This window comes from Vibrio sp. Vb0937, from assembly GCF_033338855.1.
Genome location: NZ_JAWOTK010000412.1, coordinates 1 through 1,081, shown reverse-complemented (window position 1 = coordinate 1,081; position 1,081 = coordinate 1). Strand labels below are relative to the sequence as shown.

General features: G+C 44.8%; 1 protein-coding gene. It reads left to right on the top strand.

Annotated features, from left to right (window positions below; translation table 11 throughout):
- The first annotated feature begins 42 nt into the window (after nucleotides 1–42).
- Nucleotides 43–930 carry a carboxylating nicotinate-nucleotide diphosphorylase gene (gene nadC, locus R7P67_RS26125; RefSeq protein WP_015297249.1) on the top strand — a complete coding sequence of 296 codons (888 nt, stop codon included), beginning with the start codon at nucleotides 43–45 and terminating at the stop codon, nucleotides 928–930.
- The last annotated feature ends 151 nt before the right edge of the window (nucleotides 931–1,081 follow it).

Here is a 1,081-nt window from a genome sequence, read left to right as displayed (position 1 = left end):
AGTATCATTCGTTGCCATCTCCCTTTCAAGACAAGATTTGCGATGAAGAACACACACAACAGCCAAGAACGCCTAGAATACCTCAAGCAACAACTTCCTTTAGAAATCACCCGCTCTGTCGCCGATACCTTAAAAGAAGATCTAGGTGGCACGTTGGATGCGTCACAAGATATCACCGCATCTCTTATTCCTGCTGATGCAATGAATACCGCAACCATCATCACTCGTGAACACGGTGTGTTTTGTGGTCAAGCTTGGGCAGATGAAGTATTTAAACAGCTTGGCGGCAAAGTCACTATCGAATGGCATGTAAAAGATGGTGATAAAGTCGAGCCAAACCAAACACTTTGCACGCTGACTGGCCCAGCTCGTGACCTATTAACGGGCGAGCGCAACGCAATGAACTTTATTCAAACCCTTTCTGGCTGTGCAACAACAACCGCTGAGTATGCAGCAAAAATCGCACATACCGATTGTCGTTTGTTAGACACACGCAAAACCATTCCGGGTCTTCGAAGTGCTCTGAAGTACGCCGTTGCTTGTGGTGGCGGTTTTAACCATCGTATCGGTGTGTTCGACGCTTACCTCATCAAAGAAAACCACATCATTGCTTGTGGCGGAATTACTCAAGCAATCACCACAGCAAAAGAGCTCAATCCTGGCAAACCAGTAGAAGTAGAAACAGAAAGCCTAGCTGAGCTACAAGAAGCGATCGACGCAGGGGCCGACATCATCATGCTAGATAACTTCACGAAAGAAATGATGCGTGAAGCCGTAGAGATTAACGCAGGCCGTGCCGCGTTAGAAAACTCAGGCAACATCACTCTAGATACTATCGCTGAATACGCAGAAACCGGAGTCGATTACATTTCGGTAGGCGCACTAACTAAGCATCTAAAAGCGATGGATCTTTCGATGCGCTTCAAATAATAAAAGCAACAATTTTCAATTACTTCAACTAACTCAGTAAGTTGTGAGTAATTCATCATTAAAAAGGGCCACTAGGCCCTTTCTTTTTATCCACTAAAAAAATAGTACTACTCGCAAAACTCTGCATGCGATATGCAACTTTTCACCAAAG

Bases quoted from the DNA above. Each gene is read 5' to 3' on its own strand.
- nadC (WP_015297249.1), top strand. From the start codon at position 43: ATGAAGAACACACACAACAGCCAAGAACGCCTAGAATACCTCAAGCAA.